Source organism: Microbacterium sp. ARD31 (assembly GCF_031844425.1).
On sequence record NZ_JAUZVE010000013.1, the window covers coordinates 71,463 to 87,669 of the forward strand.

The window sequence follows — 16,207 nt, forward strand, 5'->3', positions numbered from 1 at the left end:
CCGCATGACGGCCACCGACAAGGCGCCGGAGAAGCTCGAGACCGACCTCGTCACCCTGACGATCGACGGTGTCCAGGTGAGTGTCCCCAAGGACACCCTGGTCATCCGCGCCGCCGAGCAGGTCGGCGTGCAGATCCCGCGCTTCTGCGACCACCCGCTGCTCGACCCGGTCGGCGCCTGCCGCCAGTGCCTGGTCGACATCCCCGACGCCGGCAACGGCCGTGGCTTCCCGAAGCCGCAGGCCTCCTGCACGCTGCCGGTCGCCGAGGGCATGGTCGTGAACACCCAGGCGACCAGCGAGGTGGCCGACAAGGCCCAGCAGGGCATCATGGAGTTCCTGCTGATCAACCACCCGCTCGACTGCCCGGTCTGCGACAAGGGCGGCGAGTGCCCGCTGCAGAACCAGGCGATGAGCAACGGTCGCGGCGAGAGCCGCTTCTCCAGCCACGGCGGCATCAAGCGCACCTTCCCCAAGCCGATCAACATCTCGGCGCAGGTGCTGCTCGACCGCGAGCGCTGCGTGCTGTGCGCGCGCTGCACCCGCTTCTCCGAGCAGGTCGCCGGCGACCCGTTCATCGCCCTCGCCGAGCGCGGTGCGCTGCAGCAGGTCGCGATCTACGAGCGCGAGCCCTACGAGAGCTACTTCTCCGGCAACGCCATCCAGATCTGCCCGGTGGGTGCCCTGACCTCCGCCGACTACCGCTTCCGCTCGCGCCCCTTCGACCTGGTCTCCACGCCCGGCGTGGCCGAGCACGACGCCTGCGGCGCCGCGATCCGCATCGACCACCGTCGCGGCAAGGTCATGCGTCGCCTCGCCGGCAACGACCCCGAGGTCAACGAGGAGTGGATCAGCGACAAGGACCGGTTCGCGTTCCGCTACGCGCAGGTCGACGACCGGATCACCTACCCGCAGGTCCGCGAGACCCTGCCGAACGGTGACCGGGGCGAGCTGCGCCCGGCGTCGTGGCCCGAGGCGTTCGCCGTCGCGGCCCGCGGGCTGCGCGCGGCCGGCACCGCCGCGGTGCTCACCGGCGGTCGCCTGACCGCCGAGGACGCCTACGCCTACGCCAAGTTCGCCCGCGTCGCCCTCGACACCAACGACATCGACTTCCGGGCCCGGCCACACACCGCGGAGGAGGCCAGCTTCCTGGCCGCGCACGTCGCCCTGTCCGGCGACGTCACGTACGCCGACCTCGAGGCGGCCCCGGTCGTCGTCCTCCTCGGCCTCGAGCCCGAGGACGAGGCAGCGACGATCTTCCTGCGCCTGCGCAAGGCCGCCCGCCGCGGCCGCACCCAGGTCGTCTCCGTCGCGCCCTACACCTCGCGCGGGCTGCGCAAGATGAACGGCCGCCTGGTCCCCGCCGCCCCCGGCGCCGAGGTCGAGGCCATCGGGTCGCTCCGCGACGCCGAGCACGGCGTCACCAAGGACGCCGTCATCCTGGTGGGCGAGCGCCTCGCCTCCACCCACGGCGCCCTCGCGGCTGCGGCCGAGCTGGCCGCCACCACCGGTGCCCGGCTGGCCTGGGTGCCGCGCCGCGCCGGTGACCGCGGTGCGGTCGAGGTGGGCGCGCTGCCCAACCTGCTGCCCGGCGGCCGTCCGGTCGGCGACGCCACGGCCCGCGTCGACGTCGCCGCGGCCTGGGGCGTGGACTCCCTGCCGGCCAAGGCCGGTCGCGACGGCAACGCCGTCGTCGCCGCCCTCGTCAAGGGTGACCTCGGTGGGATCGTGGTGGGTGGCGTCGACCCCGACGACACCACCGACCCGGCCGCGTTCCGCGCCGCGCTCGACGCCGCCGGCTTCGTGGTCAGCCTGGAGCTCCGCGAGACCGACGTGACGCGCGTGGCCGACGTGGTGCTGCCCGTCGCCCCGGTCACCGACAAGGCCGGCACGTTCGTGACCTGGGACGGTCGTCCCCGGTCCTTCGAGGCGGTCTTCACCAACCCGTCGTCGCTGCCCGACCTGCGCGTCCTGGCCGGCATCGCCGAGGAGCTCGGGCGCCCGCTGGGCTTCCGCACCGTCGGCGAGGTCCGCGCGGAGATGGAGGCCCTCGGTCCGTGGGACGGCGACCGGCCGGCCCTCGACGCCGGCAAGTCGCCCCGCGCACCGAAGGGCCGCACCGGCGCCAAGGGCACCAGCATGGCGCTGTCGACCTGGAAGCAGCTGATCGACCTCGGCGCGATGCAGGACGGCGAGGTGCACCTGCGTGCCACCGCCCGCCGCCCGGTCGCCCGCCTCAGCCAGGCGTCGTACGACGCCCTGTTCGGCATGGCCGAGGGTGTCACCGAGGCCACCCTGACCGGCGACCGCGGCAGCGTCACGCTGCCCGTCGAGGTCGCCGACCTGCCCGACGACGTGGTCTGGGTCCCGGCCCGGTCCTTCGGTCGCGGTGTCCTGGCCGAGCTCGCCTCACCCGGCAGCCCGGTGACCGTGAAGGGAGCCAACTGATGCGCATCCTCGCCGCCGACCTGCCCGACGCCGGGCTGGCCGCCTTCGGCCAGGACCCGTGGTGGGTGATCGCCCTCAAGGCGCTGCTCATCTTCGTGGTCCTCGTCCTGCTGACGCTCTTCAACATCTGGCTGGAGCGTCGCGTCGTGGCCCGGATGCAGCACCGCGTCGGCCCCAACGTCCACGGTCCCTTCGGCCTCCTGCAGTCGCTGGCCGACGGCGTGAAGCTGGCGCTGAAGGAGGACATCGTCCCCAAGGCCGCCGACAAGGTCGTCTTCCTGATCGCGCCGGTCATCGCCACGGTCCCCGCCTTCGTCACCTGGGCGGTCATCCCGTTCGGGCCGGAGGTCAACTTCTTCGGCCACCGCACGCCGCTGCAGCTGACCGACATGCCGGTGGCGGTGCTGTTCGTGCTCGCCATCGCCTCGATCGGCATCTACGGCATCGTGCTGGGCGGCTGGTCCTCCGGGTCGACGTACTCCCTGCTCGGCGGCCTGCGCTCCAGCGCCCAGATGATCTCCTACGAGGTCGCGATGGGCCTCGCGCTCGTCGCGGTCTTCCTCTACGCCGGCTCGATGTCGACCTCGGAGATCGTCGTCGCCCAGGACCGCCTCTGGTTCGGGCTGATCCTGCTGCCGTCCTTCGTGATCTACGTGATCTCGATGGTGGGCGAGACCAACCGTGCGCCGTTCGACCTCCCCGAGGCCGAGGGCGAGCTGGTGGGCGGCTTCCACACCGAGTACTCCAGCCTGAAGTTCGCGCTGTTCTTCCTGGCCGAGTACATCAACCTGACGACCGTCTCCGCGATCGCGACGACGCTCTTCCTCGGCGGCTGGGCCGCGCCGTGGGGCATCGAGAACGTCTGGGAGGGCGCGAACAGCGGCTACTGGCCGCTCCTGTGGTTCTTCGGCAAGGTCTTCCTCTTCGTCTTCCTCTTCATCTGGCTGCGCGGCTCGCTGCCCCGCATGCGCTACGACCAGTTCATGGCGCTGGGCTGGAAGGTCCTGATCCCGGTCTCGCTGGCGTGGATCGTCGCCGTCGCCACGATCCGGGTGATCTCTCTCGAGGGCGAGATCGACCGCACCTACCTCGTGGCGGCGATCGCCGTCCTGCTGGTCCTCACCGTCGGGCTGATGTTCGTCGGCGACGGCAAGGGCGACACGGAGGTGGAGAAGCCCGTCGACGCGCCGCACGACGCGTTCGCCGGTGGCTTCCCCGTCCCGCCGATGCCCGCCGGTGGCGCCGTCCGCGGCGCCGCCGCCCCGCTGACGTTCGCCACCTCTTCCGGGGGCCACACCACCGTCACCGCTGCAGCGGAGGAGAACACCCACCATGAGTGAGTCCCAGAGCGAGTCCCAGAAGGATTCCAAGGGCATCAAGGAGAGCCTCTGGGACCCGATCGCCGGGTTCGGGGTCACCTTCCGGACGATGTTCAAGAAGGTCGTCACGGAGCAGTACCCGTTCGAGAAGCTCCCGACGGCGCCGCGCTTCCACGGCCGGCACCAGCTCAACCGCTGGCCCGACGGCCTCGAGAAGTGCGTCGGCTGCGAGCTGTGCGCCTGGGCCTGCCCGGCCGACGCGATCTACGTCGAGGGTGCCTCCAACACCGAGGACGAGCGGTTCAGCCCCGGTGAGCGCTACGGCCGCGTCTACCAGATCAACTACCTGCGCTGCATCCTGTGCGGGCTCTGCATCGAGGCGTGCCCGACCCGCGCGCTGACGATGACCAACGAGTACGAGCTCGCCGACAACAACCGGGCCGACCTGATCTACGAGAAGTCCGACCTGCTGGCCCCGCTCCTGCCCGGCATGGAGCAGCCTCCCCACCCGATGCGCCTCGGCGACGACGAGGGCGACTACTACCGGGGGACCACCCGATGACCTTCTGGATCCTCGCCCCGATCATGGTGGCCGCCGCGCTGGGCATCCTGTTCGTCCGCAAGGCCGTGCACGCCGCGCTGCTGCTCGCCGTGGTGATGATCAGCCTGGCGTTCCTCTACGCCGTGCTCGACGCGCCGTTCCTCTTCGCGGTGCAGATCATCGTCTACACCGGCGCCATCTTGATGCTCTTCCTGTTCGTGATGATGCTCATCGGTGTCGACGCCTCCGACTCCATCGTGGAGACGATCCGCGGCCAGCGGGCCATGGCCGTCGTCCTCGGCCTGCTCTTCGGCGCCGTGCTGGTGATCGGCCTCGGCCAGGTCACCCTCGGCACCGCCGTCGGCCTCGACGCGGCCAACGAGGGCGGCAACGTCCCGGCGATCGCCAACATCCTGTTCAGCAAGTACGTCTTCGGCTTCGAGGCCACCAGCGCCCTGCTGATCACCGCCGCCCTCGGCGCAATGGTGCTTGCCCACCGCGAGCGCCTGACGCCGAAGGCCACGCAGGCCGACCTCGCCGCGCAGCGCATCCGCGACTACGCCGAGCACGGCAAGCACCCCGGCCCGCTGCCCTCGCCGGGCGTCTACGCCCGCCACAACGCCGTCGACACCCCCGCGCTGCTGCCCGACGGCACCGCCGCCGAGTCGTCGGTCTCCCGGGTGCTCGCCGCCCGCGGCACGGTGCGCTCGGCACCGGCGATGGCCGACGACATCGACGACGTACGCCGCCAGATCGCGGGCATCGAGGGCCACGGCGACCCGGCCACGATGCCGGAGACCTCCGGCAAGGCCGGCAGCCCGGCGAACACCGAGGAGGACGTGAAGTGACGCAGTACATCGTGCTGTCGGCGATCCTGTTCACCATCGGCTGCGTCGGCGTCCTGACCCGCCGCAACGCCATCGTGGTGTTCATGTGCGTCGAGCTCATGCTCAACGCCTGCAACCTCGCGTTCGTGGCCTTCGCGCGCCAGCACGGCAACCTCGACGGCCAGATCACCGCCTTCTTCGTGATGGTGGTGGCCGCCGCCGAGGTCGTGATCGGCCTCGCGATCATCATGACCATCTTCCGCACCCGCCGTTCGGCCTCGGTCGACGACGCCAGCCTGCTGAAGTACTGAGGGAGAGCTCGTGAACCTGTTGTCCCACTCAGTCCTCCTCGCAGGACTCCCGACGGCCGAGGGCGGTGCCCACGCCCCCGTGGTCGCGCCCGACACGGCTGCGGGCGGCGTCTTCGACCTGCTCTGGCTGGTCATCGGCCTGCCCGCGCTCGGTGCGGTGCTGCTGCTCGCGGTCGCGCCTTTCCTGCCGGACTCGCTGCGCGCGACGGTCGACCGGCGCGGTCACCTCGTCGGCACCGCCGCGTCCGTGGCGTCGTTCGTGCTCAGCCTCGTACTGTTCATCGCCCTGCTCGGCCGGGGCGAGGAGGAGCGCCAGGTCGGCCAGCAGCTCTACACCTGGTTCGAGACCGGGTCGCTCAGCGTCGGCATGGACCTGCTCTACGACCAGCTCGCCGCGCTGTTCCTGCTGCTGATCACCGGTGTCGGCTCGCTGATCCACGTCTACGCCATCGGCTACATGGAGCACGACCCCCGGCGCCGCCGGTTCTTCGGCTACCTCAACCTCTTCGTCGCGGCCATGCTCACGCTGATCCTCTCGGCGAACTTCGTGGGCCTGTTCCTCGGCTGGGAGGGGGTCGGCCTGGCGTCGTACCTGCTCATCGGCTTCTGGCAGCACAAGCCCTCCGCGGCGGCGGCCGCCAAGAAGGCCTTCGTCATCAACCGCGTCGGTGACATCGGCCTCTCGCTCGCCATCGCGCTGATGTTCGCGACGTTCGGCACGACCGACTTCGCCGCCGTCAGCGAGCACGTCGGCGACGCGTCGCAGGACACCCTGACCGCGATCGGCCTGCTGCTCCTGCTCGGTGCCTGCGGCAAGTCCGCCCAGGTGCCGCTGCAGGCCTGGCTGCTCGACGCGATGGAGGGCCCGACCCCGGTCTCGGCGCTGATCCACGCGGCGACCATGGTCACCGCCGGTGTCTACCTCGTGGTCCGCGCGAACTTCATCTTCGAGCTCGCGCCGATCGCGCAGACCGCGGTCGTGGTGGTCGCGACGGTCACGCTGCTGTGGGGAGCGATCCTCGGCTGCGCCAAGGACGACATCAAGAAGGCGCTCGCCGGCTCGACCATGAGCCAGATCGGCTACATGATGCTGGCCGCCGGCCTGGGTCCGGTCGGCTACCCGTTCGCCATCTTCCACCTGCTCACGCACGGCTTCTTCAAGGCCAACATGTTCCTCGGTGCCGGCTCGGTGATGCACGGGATGAACGACGACGTCGACATGCGCCACTACGGCGCGCTCAACAAGGCCATGCCGGTCACGTTCCTGACCTTCGCGATGGGCTACCTCGCGATCATCGGGTTCCCCGGCTTCTCCGGCTTCTGGTCCAAGGACCGCATCATCGAGACGGCGCTCGCCGAGAACCTCCTCGTCGGCGCGCTCGCGGTCCTCGGTGCGGGCATCACCGCGTTCTACATGACCCGCCTGATGCTGATGACGTTCCTGACCAAGGAGCGCTGGGAGAAGGGCGTGCACCCGCACGAGTCGCCCAAGGTGATGACCGTGCCGCTGGTCGTGCTGGCCGCGCTGTCGGTCCTCGGCGGCGTTCTGCTGCTCGGCGACTGGATCGTCACCTGGCTCGAGCCGGTCACCGGCCACGCCGAGCACCACGAGCCGCCGCTGCCGGCGCTCGTCATCACGCTCATCATCGTGGCCGTCGTCGCGATCGGTGTCGCGACCGCCTGGTTCCTCGTCGGCAAGCGCGACATCCCGCGCGAGGCGCCGCGCGACGTGTCGTTCGCGACGCGCGCGGCCCGCGCCGACCTCTACGGCGACGCGATCAACGACGCCGTCGTGGTGCGGCCCGGCGCCGGCCTGGTCGGCGGGCTGACCGCCTTCGACCGCCACGGCGTCGACGGCGTCGTCGAGGGCGGCTCGGCCGCCGTCGGTGGCCTGTCCAACGCGATGCGCCGCCTCCAGAACGGCTTCGTGCGCTCCTACGCCCTGTCCCTCCTCGGTGGCGCCCTGCTGGTCGTCCTCGCTCTCCTGGCGGTGAACCTCGGATGATCCTCTCTGTCCTGATCCTGCTGCCGCTGGTCGGCGCGCTCGTCACGGCCTTCGTGCCCGGCGCGCTCGCGCGCACCGTCGGCCTCGGCTTCTCCGTGGCGACCCTGGTCGCCGGCGTGGTCGCCGCGACGCAGTACGACGCCGGCGCCGGCATGCAGCTCGAGGAGAAGAACACCTGGATCGAGTCCCTGGGTGTCCACTACGCCCTCGGTGTCGACGGCCTGGGCCTGCTGATGGTGCTGCTCACCGTCGTCCTCGTCCCGATCGTGCTCCTGGCCGGCTGGCGCGAGTCCGAGGCTGTCGGGAACGGCGGCGGCAAGGCGTTCTTCGCCTGGACCCTCGCCCTGGAGGCCATGTCGCTCGCGGTCTTCACGGCGACCGACGTGCTGCTGTTCTACGTCGTCTTCGAGGCCACGCTGATCCCGGCGTACTTCCTCATCGGCGGCTTCGGGCGGCCCGGTCGGGGTCGCGCGGCCACCAAGTTCCTGATCTACCAGCTCGCCGGCGGCCTGGTGATGCTCGCCTCCGTGATCGGCCTCTACGTCGTCTCCGCCGACGCCGGCTCGCCGAGCTTCCTGCTCAGCGACCTGGCCGCGATCGACATCGACCCGATCACCCAGCGCTGGCTGTTCCTCGGCTTCTTCATCGCCTTCGCGATCAAGGCGCCGATGTTCCCGGTGCACACCTGGCTGGCCGACACCACCGAGAAGGCCACCACCGGCACCTCCGTGCTGCTGGTCTGCATCCTCGACAAGATCGGCACCTTCGGCATGCTGCGGTTCTGCCTCGGCCTGCTGCCCGACGCCTCGCAGTGGGCCACGCCCGTCGTGGTCGTGCTGGCGCTCGTCTCGATCATCTACGGCGCGCTCGTCGCGATCGGCCAGGACGACGTCCTGCGCCTGATCGGCCTCACGTCGCTCTCGCACTTCGGCTTCATCGTGCTGGGCATCTTCGTGTTCAGCCCGACCGGCGGCACCGGCGCGATCCTCTACATGGTCAACCACGGCATCGCGACCGCGCTGATGTTCCTGGTCGCCGGGTTCCTGATCCACCGCACGGGCACGGCGTCGATCCGCGAGATGGGCGGGGTGGAGAAGACCGCGCCCGTCCTCGCCGGCTTCTTCCTCGTCGCCGGCCTCGCCGCCTGCGGCCTGCCCGGCCTGTCGCCGTTCGTCTCCGAGATCATGGTCATCATCGCGGCGTTCGACCACCACTGGCTGGTCGGCTCGGTCGCGGTGCTCGCCATCGTCCTGGCGGCGTTCTACGCGCTCTGGATGTACCAGCGCACCATGACCGGCCCCGACCGGGAGGGCATGGTCCCGGTGGCCGACCTCGACCGTCGTGAGGTCGGCATCCTCGCGCCGCTGGCGCTCGCGCTCGTGCTGTTCGGCTTCTTCCCGTCGCCGCTGCTCGACGTCATCAATCCCGTCGTCCACGACACCCTCGCGGGCGTGGGCATCGGCCAGGAGGGTGGTCACCAGTGACCGAGTTCGTGAAGCCCAGCATCGAGTACTTCGAGCTCTGGCCGCTGCTGGTCGTCTTCGGCGTCGCCTGCCTCGGCGTCGTCGTCGAGGCCTTCGCGCCGCGTGCGGCGCGCTACACCGCGCAGGTGGTGCTCGCGCTCGGCGGCCTCGTGGCCGCGCTGGTCGGTGTCGTGCTCGTGGCCCAGGACGTGACGTCGTACGACGACGGCGCGGCGCGCGGCGTCCTCGCGGTCGGCGGCACGATCGCCGTCGACGGACCCAGCCTGTTCATCTGGGGCCTCGTGCTCGCCCTCGCGATCGCGGGCGTGCTGCTCTTCGCCGAGCGCCACCTCGACGGCGGGGTCTCGGCCTTCGCCGGGCAGGCGGCTGCCGTGCCCGGCACCGACGCGGAGACCGCGTCGATCGCGGCCAACCGCGAGCACACCGAGGTCTACCCGCTGATGATGTTCGCGGTCTTCGGCATGATGCTGTTCCCGGCCGCCAACGACCTGCTCACCATGTTCGTCGGCCTCGAGGTCCTCTCGCTGCCGCTCTACCTCCTGAGCGGCCTCGCGCGCCGGCGCCGCCTGCTGAGCCAGGAGGCCGCGCTGAAGTACTTCCTGCTCGGCGCGTTCTCCTCCGGCTTCTTCCTCTACGGTGCGGCGCTGGTCTACGGCTTCGCGGGCTCGATGGACTTCGCGGCGATCAACGAGGCCGTGCGCAACGACGTCGGCAGCTCGACGCTGCTCCTGATCGGCACGGGCCTGCTGTCGGTCGGCCTGCTGTTCAAGGTCGGTGCGGTGCCGTTCCAGGCCTGGACCCCCGACGTCTACCAGGGCGCCCCGACCCCGGTCACCGCCTTCATGGCGGCCGGCACCAAGGTCGCCGCCTTCGGCGCGATCATGCGCCTGTTCTACGTCGCCCTCGGCGCCGACCGCTGGTCGTGGCAGCCGATGATGTGGATCATCGCCGTGCTCTCGATGTTCGTCGGCGCCGCGCTGGCGATCACCCAGACCGACATCAAGCGGCTGCTGGCGTACTCCTCGGTCGCGCACACCGGCTTCATCCTCACCGGCGTCCTCGGCCTGCAGGCCTCGGGCGACCTCGCGTCCGGCGAGATCTCCTCGCTGCAGGCGGTGCTCTTCTACCTCACCACCTACGGCTTCGCCACGATCGGCGCGTTCGCCGTGGTGAGCCTGGTGCGCGACGGCGGTGGCGAGACCACCGCGATCGACCGCTGGGCCGGGCTCGGCAAGGAGTCGCCCGTCGTGGCGGCCGTCTTCGCCTTCTTCCTGCTGGCGATGGCGGGCATCCCGCTCACCTCCGGCTTCGTGGGCAAGCTCGCCGTGTTCTCGGTGGCGCTCGCGGCCGGGGCGTGGCCGGTCGTGGTGGCCGCGGTGCTCGCGAGCATCGTCGCGGCGTTCCTCTACGTCCGGGTCATCAAGGTCATGTACTTCGACGAGCCGGTCGGCGACGGCCCGAGCGTCGCGTACCCGTCCGTCCTGACGGCCACGACCATCGCCGTCGGGGCGGCGGTGACGCTGGTCCTCGGCGTGCTGCCGGGCCCGGTGCTCGACCTGGCAGCGGTTGCGGGAGAATTCATCAGGTGACCGACGCTTCGCCCCTGGCCCTGCCTGTCGTCGACGCCGCTCTCGAGGCCCGGCTCGTCGACCGGCTGGCGCGCGTCGAGGAGCTGCTGGTCGGCTACTGCCAGGGCAGGACGCCGTACGTCTCGCGGGCGGCGGCGCACCTCATGGCCGCCGGGGGCAAGCGCTTCCGGCCGCTGCTGGTCCTGCTCGCGGCCGAGACCGGGACGCACCCCGGGGCCGAGGAGGTGCACACCGCGGCCTGCGTGGTCGAGCTGACCCACGTCGCCTCGCTCTACCACGACGACGTGATGGACGAGGCCGCCCTGCGACGTGGCGCCGACACCGCCAACGCCCGCTGGGACAACCTCGTCGCGATCCTGACCGGCGACTTCCTGTTCGGCCGCTCGTCGGAGCTGACCGCCGACCTGGGCCCGGAGGCGGTCCGGATCCAGGCGCAGACCTTCACGCGCCTCGTCGAGGGCCAGATCCTCGAGACGGTGACCCCCGAGCCCGGTGAGGACCCGCTGGCGCACTACCTCGAGGTCGTCGCCGGCAAGACCGGCTCCCTCATCGCCACCTCGGCCCGCTACGGCGCGATGTTCGGCGGTGCGCGCCCGGAGGTCGTCGAGGCGCTGAGCGCCTACGGCGAGATCGTCGGCTCGGCCTTCCAGCTCTCCGACGACATCCTCGACATCGCCTCGGAGTCCGACACCTCGGGCAAGACGCCCGGCACCGACCTGCGCGAGGGCGTGCCGACGCTCCCGGTCCTGATGGCCCAGGCCTCGACCGACCCGGCCGACGCCCGCCTCCTCGAGCTCCTCGGCCGCCCGCTCACCGACGACGCCGAGCACGCCGAGGCCCTCGCCCTGCTGCGCCGCCACCCGGCGATGGACCAGGCCCGCGACTACGTCCTCGGCCAGGCCACCCAGGCCAAGAAGCTCCTCGAGGTCCTCGACCCCGGCCCCGTCCGTACGGCCCTGGAGTCCTTCGCCGACGTGGTCGCCACCCGCACCGCCTGACCCTCCGGGGGGCTAGGCGGCGGTGGTCGCGTGGGCGACGAGGCGCAGCTGGCGGCGTCGGAGGTTGACCGCCTCGACGGTGAAGATGGCGAGGGCGACCCAGACGAGGGAGAAGCCGATCCACCGGCTGGCGGGCATGGGCTCGTCGAAGACGAGCAGCCCGAGGGCGAACTGGATCGTCGGGGCGAGGTACTGCAGCAGCCCGAGCGAGACCATGGAGACCCGGATGGCAGCGGCGCCGAACAGCATCAGCGGCACCGCCGTGATGATGCCGGTGGTCGTGAAGAGCAGGGCGTGCCCGAGCCCGTGCGAGCCGAAGTTGGACTCACCGGTCGCGACGAGCCAGGCGACGTACGCCATCGCGAACGGCGCGATCAGCAAGGTCTCCAGCGTGATGCTCTCCACCGCGCCGGCGCCGGCCTGCTTCTTCGCCAGGCCGTAGGTGCCGAAGGAGAAGGCGAGGAGGAGGGCGACCCACGGCGGACGGCCGTAGTCGATGGTGATCACCGCGACCGCGACGAACGCGATGCCCATGGCGATCCACTGGAGGCGACGCAGCCGCTCGCCGAGGAGCAGCACGCCCATGAGCACGGTGACGAGGGGGTTGATGAAGTAGCCCAGCGAGGTCTCCACGACCTTGCCGTTGTTGACGCCCCAGATGTAGCCGCCCCAGTTGACCGTGATCACCACCGCGGCCAGCGCGATGATCCAGAACCGGCGCCGGTCGCGGAGCAGCGCGCGGAAGTGGTCGACGCGTCGCCAGAGGACGAGGATCGCGAGCATCGTCGCGACGGACCAGATGATGCGGTGGGCGAGCAGCTCGATGGCGCCGGCCGGCTCAAGCACCGTCCAGTACAGCGGGAAGACGCCCCACAGCGTGTAGGCCAGCGCCCCGGCGATGAGTCCGCGTCGGCTGTCTGGCACTCGCGAAGTCTAGGGGTGGCCCGTCGCCTACCATGGGACCGGTCCCGACGCCGGGACCACGGTCAGTTCTGCTCACACGTCTCGAGGGGGAGTTCCACATGCGCATGCTCCGCGCCGTCCTGTCAGCACTCGTCGCTGCTCTGCTCGTCACCGGTGCGCTCAGCACTGGCGCCAGCGCCGGCTCAGCGCCCAAGCGCATCATCGAGGAGGAGTCGCCGCGGGACCACCAGGTCAGCTACAACGCCTTCAAGCTCAAGGGCGTGGTCTCCGAGCCGCAGCTCGACGGCACCGTCCTGCCGTACGCCAACCAGCAGGTGAAGATCCTCAAGAAGGCGTGCGGCTCCTGCAAGTGGAAGACCGTGAAGAAGGTCAAGACCAACGACAACGGGGTCTTCAAGACCCGCATCTTCGCGCCCGAGAAGGGCCGCTGGAAGTGGCGCTCCAAGGTCGACCACTCCAACGGCTACGGCAACACCAAGGGCACCGTCTGGACCCTGTACTTCGACTGAACCCGGTCGCGACGACCGCACCGACCCGAGAGGGTCAGGCGATCGTCCAGGTGTCGCCACCGCCGATCAGCGCCGCCAGACGGGCGGCGCGGTCGGCGGTGTCGTCATTTCCGGACCCGGTGACGTCGCCGGTCGCCGTCGCCACCTGCTCGCGCGCCGCGTCGTCGTACGTCGTGCGCTCGACCTGGCGGAAGATGCCGATCGGCGAGGTGTTGAGGTAGCCGGAGTCGGTCAGCCGGGAGATCGCGAAGGCCATCGTCGGGTCGGGGTTGTGCGCGTCGTGGACCACGATGTCGGCCGCGTCGACGTCGGCCGTCGCGACGACCTTCACGCCGCCGGTGGCCTGGTCGCGCACGAGGGCCTTCGAGCCGTCCGCACCGAACGTGATCGGCTCGCCGTGGACGAGCGGGATGATCGCGTCGGCCTTGGTCTCCGGCGACTTGATGGCGTCGAAGGCGCCGTCGTTGAAGATCGGGCAGTTCTGGTAGATCTCGACCAGCGACGTGCCGCGGTGGGCGGCGGCCGCGGCGAGCACCGAGGTGAGGTGCTTGCGGTCGGAGTCGATGGTGCGGGCCACGAAGGTGCCCTCGGCGCCGAGCGCGAGCGACACCGGGTTGAAGGGGTGGTCGAGCGAGCCCATGGGCGTGGACTTGGTGACCTTGCCGGTCTCCGACGTGGGGGAGTACTGGCCCTTGGTCAGGCCGTAGATCCGGTTGTTGAACAGCAGGATCGTCATGTTCACGTTGCGGCGCAGCGCGTGGATGAGGTGGTTGCCTCCGATCGACAGGGCGTCGCCGTCACCGGTGACGACCCAGACCGAGAGGTCCTCGCGGGCGGTGGCGATGCCGGTCGCGATCGACGGCGCGCGCCCGTGGATCGAGTGCATGCCGTAGGTGTCGAGGTAGTACGGGAACCGCGACGAGCAGCCGATGCCGGAGATGAAGACGATGTTCTCGCGGCGCAGGCCGAGGTCGGGCAGGAACGACTGCACGGCCTTGAGCACGGCGTAGTCACCGCACCCGGGGCACCAGCGCACCTCCTGGTCGGAGGTGAAGTCCTTGCCGCTCTGCGGCTCCTCGGTGGCAGGGACGAGCTCCGTGCCGGAGCGGAACGACGGGATGCCGAGCTGGGTGGTCATCACACTTCCTCCTTCTGGGACGGCAGGCCCCAGATGCCGAGCTCCACCGTGGTGTCCTCGGCCTGGCCGACGAGGTCGGCGATCACGTGGGCCAGCTGCGTGGCCTTGAGCGGGAGGCCGCGCACCTCGTTGTAGCCGACGACGTCGACGAGGTACTCGGCACGGAGCAGCAGGGAGAGCTGGCCGAGGTTCATCTCGGGCACCAGGACCTTGTCGTAGCGCCGGAGCACCTCGCCCAGGTCCTTGGGGAACGGGTTGAGGTGCCGCAGGTGCGCCTGGGCGACGTGGTAGCCGGCCTTGCGCACGCGGCGTACGCCGGCGCCGATGGGGCCGTACGTCGACCCCCAGCCCAGCACGAGCACCTTGGCCTCGCCGCTGGGGTCGTCGACCTCGAGCGGCGGCAGCGAGTCGGCGACCCGGTCGACCTTGGCCTGACGGGTGCGGACCATGAAGTCGTGGTTGGCCGGGTCGTAGGAGATGTTGCCGTGCCCGTCACCCTTCTCCAGGCCGCCGAGGCGGTGCTCGAGGCCCGGCGTGCCGGGGACCGCCCACGGCCGGGCCAGCGTGGCCTCGTCGCGGAGGTAGGGCCAGAACTCCGCGTCGTCACCCTCGCCGTGGTTGCGCCCCGTGGCGAACGCCGGGTCGATGACCGGCAGCTCGTCGAGGGAGGGGACCCGCCACGGCTCCGAGCCGTTGGCCAGGTAGCCGTCGGAGAGCAGCATCACCGGTGTGCGGTAGGTGATCGCAATGCGCACGGCCTCCACGGCCGCGTCGAAGCAGTCGCCGGGCGACTGCGGCGCGACGATCGGCAGCGGGGCCTCGCCGTTGCGCCCGAACATCGCCTGGAGCAGGTCGGCCTGCTCGGTCTTGGTGGGCAGGCCGGTGGAGGGGCCACCGCGCTGCACGTCGACCACGACCAGCGGCAGCTCGGTCATGATCGCCAGCCCGATCGCCTCGGACTTGAGCGAGACGCCGGGACCGGAGGTCGTGGTGACGCCGAGCTGCCCCGCGAAGGAGGCGCCGATGGCCGCACCGACCCCGGCGATCTCGTCCTCGGCCTGGAACGTCGTCACGCCGAAGCCCTTGTGCTTCGAGAGCTCGTGGAGGATGTCGGAGGCCGGGGTGATCGGGTAGGAGCCGAGGAAGACCGGCAGCCCGGACTGCACGCCGCCGGCGATCAGACCGTAGGCGAGGGCGAGGTTGCCGGTGATGTTGCGGTAGGTGCCCGGGGGCATGGTGGCGGGCTTGATCTCGTAGCGGACCGCGAAGGCCTCGGTGGTCTCGCCGAAGTACCAGCCCGCCTTGAAGGCCGTGATGTTGGCGTCGCGGATGTCGGGCACCTTGGCGAAGCGCTTCGAGACGAAGTCGACGGTCGGGTCGGTCGGCCGGCCGTACATCCACGACAGGAGGCCGAGGGCGAACATGTTCTTCGCGCGGGAGGCGTCCTTGCGGGAGAGGCCGAACTCCTTGACCGCCTCGACGGTCATGCCGGTCAGGTCGACCGTGTGGACGACGAAGTCGCGGAGGCTGTCGTCCTCGAGCGGGTTGTCCTGGTAGCCGGCCTTGGTGAGGTTGCGCGCGGTGAAGTCGTGGGTGTCCACGATGATCGTCGCGCCGCTGGTCAGGTCGCCGAGGTTGGCGCGCAGCGCGGCGGGGTTCATCGCCACGAGCACGTCGGGGGCGTCGCCCGCGGTGAGGATGTCGTGGTCGGCGAAGTGCACCTGGAACGACGAGACGCCCGGGAGGGTGCCCTGGGGGGCGCGGATCTCGGCCGGGAAGTTCGGGAGGGTCACCAGGTCGTTGCCGAAGACCGCCGTCTCCTGCGTGAAGCGGTCACCGGTGAGCTGCATGCCGTCGCCGGAGTCGCCGGCGAACCGGATGATGACGCGGTCGAGCTGCTTGACCTGTTTCTCGGGTGCTACCACAAGCGGCAACGATAGCCGCCGGACACGCGCGAACCGACCGTGCCTGACCTGTGGGACGCGCGCCCCGCGGGCACTGTGATGCGGGTCATTCCCGGCCCGGGTGGATCAGGGCGCCGCGCGCGTCCCAGCATGCGAGACGCTCGGCCGCTGAGCGCGAGGTCGACCGTGATGCGGGCGGCACGACCCTGACC

General features: G+C 70.7%; 12 protein-coding genes and 1 pseudogene. 10 read left to right on the top strand and 3 right to left on the bottom strand.

What is annotated here, in order from left to right:
* Nucleotides 1-4: 4 nt before the first annotated feature.
* From Q9S36_RS25810 to Q9S36_RS25850, 9 genes and pseudogenes are all read left to right on the top strand, one after another.
* On the top strand, nt 5-2,446 hold the full coding sequence (locus Q9S36_RS25810; protein ID WP_311287698.1) for an NADH-quinone oxidoreductase subunit G: 2,442 nt from the start codon (nt 5-7) through the stop codon (nt 2,444-2,446).
* The gene (gene nuoH / locus Q9S36_RS25815; protein ID WP_311287699.1) at nt 2,446-3,786 is read left to right on the top strand and encodes an NADH-quinone oxidoreductase subunit NuoH; all 1,341 of its coding nucleotides are present in this window, start codon (nt 2,446-2,448) and stop codon (nt 3,784-3,786) included. The genes Q9S36_RS25810 and nuoH overlap by 1 nt, the downstream gene beginning before the upstream one ends.
* Nucleotides 3,779-4,315 (top strand): annotated as a pseudogene (gene nuoI / locus Q9S36_RS25820) (NADH-quinone oxidoreductase subunit NuoI); the annotation flags it as partial. The gene nuoH and the pseudogene nuoI, both read left to right, overlap by 8 nt.
* An 8-nt stretch (nt 4,316-4,323) precedes the next feature.
* Nucleotides 4,324-5,154, top strand: coding sequence for an NADH-quinone oxidoreductase subunit J (locus tag Q9S36_RS25825; RefSeq protein WP_311287700.1), 831 nt, complete (start codon nt 4,324-4,326; stop codon nt 5,152-5,154).
* Entirely contained in the window at nt 5,151-5,444 is a 294-nt protein-coding gene (nuoK, locus tag Q9S36_RS25830; RefSeq protein ID WP_129456153.1) for an NADH-quinone oxidoreductase subunit NuoK, read from the top strand. The genes Q9S36_RS25825 and nuoK overlap by 4 nt, the downstream gene beginning before the upstream one ends.
* 10 nt (nt 5,445-5,454) lie before the next feature.
* Nucleotides 5,455-7,449 carry an NADH-quinone oxidoreductase subunit L gene (gene nuoL / locus Q9S36_RS25835; protein WP_311287701.1) on the top strand — a complete coding sequence of 665 codons (1,995 nt, stop codon included), beginning with the start codon at nt 5,455-5,457 and terminating at the stop codon, nt 7,447-7,449.
* The gene (locus tag Q9S36_RS25840) at nt 7,446-8,933 is read left to right on the top strand and encodes an NADH-quinone oxidoreductase subunit M (protein WP_311287702.1); all 1,488 of its coding nucleotides are present in this window, start codon (nt 7,446-7,448) and stop codon (nt 8,931-8,933) included. Before nuoL ends, Q9S36_RS25840 begins: the two co-directional genes overlap by 4 nt.
* Nucleotides 8,930-10,522 (top strand): NADH-quinone oxidoreductase subunit NuoN, encoded by a 1,593-nt coding sequence (gene nuoN / locus Q9S36_RS25845; protein ID WP_311287703.1) that lies wholly within the window; start codon nt 8,930-8,932, stop codon nt 10,520-10,522. Before Q9S36_RS25840 ends, nuoN begins: the two co-directional genes overlap by 4 nt.
* Complete coding sequence (locus Q9S36_RS25850) at nt 10,519-11,520, top strand: polyprenyl synthetase family protein (RefSeq protein WP_311287704.1); 1,002 nt, start codon at nt 10,519-10,521, stop codon at nt 11,518-11,520. Before nuoN ends, Q9S36_RS25850 begins: the two co-directional genes overlap by 4 nt.
* Nucleotides 11,521-11,532: 12 nt before the next feature.
* Here Q9S36_RS25850 and rarD read toward each other — a convergent pair whose 3' ends face one another.
* Nucleotides 11,533-12,444, bottom strand: coding sequence for an EamA family transporter RarD (rarD, locus tag Q9S36_RS25855; protein ID WP_311287705.1), 912 nt, complete (start codon nt 12,442-12,444; stop codon nt 11,533-11,535).
* Nucleotides 12,445-12,542: 98 nt separating this feature from the next.
* Here rarD and Q9S36_RS25860 point away from each other — a divergent pair, with 98 nt between their 5' ends.
* The gene (locus Q9S36_RS25860) at nt 12,543-12,953 is read left to right on the top strand and encodes a hypothetical protein (RefSeq protein ID WP_311287706.1); all 411 of its coding nucleotides are present in this window, start codon (nt 12,543-12,545) and stop codon (nt 12,951-12,953) included.
* A gap of 34 nt (nt 12,954-12,987) precedes the next feature.
* Here the strand turns inward: Q9S36_RS25860 and Q9S36_RS25865 are convergent, their stop codons facing one another.
* Both Q9S36_RS25865 and Q9S36_RS25870 read right to left on the bottom strand, forming a co-directional pair.
* A complete protein-coding gene (locus Q9S36_RS25865; RefSeq protein ID WP_311287707.1) occupies nt 12,988-14,091 on the bottom strand; it encodes a 2-oxoacid:ferredoxin oxidoreductase subunit beta in 1,104 nt (367 codons plus the stop codon).
* Nucleotides 14,091-16,016 (bottom strand): 2-oxoacid:acceptor oxidoreductase subunit alpha, encoded by a 1,926-nt coding sequence (locus tag Q9S36_RS25870; protein ID WP_311287708.1) that lies wholly within the window; start codon nt 16,014-16,016, stop codon nt 14,091-14,093. The genes Q9S36_RS25865 and Q9S36_RS25870 overlap by 1 nt, the downstream gene beginning before the upstream one ends.
* Between the last annotated feature and the right edge of the window lie 191 nt (nt 16,017-16,207).

Coding starts and splice junctions, on each gene's coding strand:
- Q9S36_RS25810 (WP_311287698.1), top strand. CDS start 5: ATGACGGCCACCGACAAGGCGCCGGAGAAGCTCGAGACCGACCTCGTC.
- nuoH (WP_311287699.1), top strand. CDS start 2,446: ATGCGCATCCTCGCCGCCGACCTGCCCGACGCCGGGCTGGCCGCCTTC.
- Q9S36_RS25825 (WP_311287700.1), top strand. CDS start 4,324: ATGACCTTCTGGATCCTCGCCCCGATCATGGTGGCCGCCGCGCTGGGC.
- Q9S36_RS25840 (WP_311287702.1), top strand. CDS start 7,446: ATGATCCTCTCTGTCCTGATCCTGCTGCCGCTGGTCGGCGCGCTCGTC.
- Q9S36_RS25860 (WP_311287706.1), top strand. CDS start 12,543: ATGCGCATGCTCCGCGCCGTCCTGTCAGCACTCGTCGCTGCTCTGCTC.
- Q9S36_RS25865 (WP_311287707.1), bottom strand. CDS start 14,091: ATGACCACCCAGCTCGGCATCCCGTCGTTCCGCTCCGGCACGGAGCTC.